Below are 281 nucleotides of genomic sequence, written 5' to 3' on the forward strand. Positions count from 1 at the left end.
GTGCTAACCAGCCAGATCCTGTTGAAGCGTGGAAAAAGCATGATGAATCACTAAATGAAAAAGTAAAAGTATTAAATGAACGTCACTACCACAAGCTGCACTATGAAGCACCAGGTACAGATTTAACGATTGAACTTCCAGAGCAGCATATTTGGGTAGGTGCTGGCAGCGTAAGTGAACGCGGCGTATCATTCATGGCCAATATGCCAACAGAAGAGGTCTTTACCGTACCTAAAAAAGATGGTGTAAACGGGACTGTCTCTAGCACTAAGCCACTTAGT

At 43.4% G+C, this 281-nt stretch carries 1 protein-coding gene; it reads left to right on the forward strand.

All coding sequences use genetic code 11. The features are described from left to right. A partial coding sequence (locus tag AAEY75_RS14680; protein WP_352259977.1) for an aminopeptidase occupies window positions 1–281 on the forward strand: 281 nt, incomplete at both ends.

Origin of the sequence: Psychrobacter sp. TB55-MNA-CIBAN-0194 (assembly GCF_040309505.1) — a bacterium.
Classification (GTDB): Bacteria; Pseudomonadota; Gammaproteobacteria; order Pseudomonadales; family Moraxellaceae; genus Psychrobacter; species Psychrobacter fozii.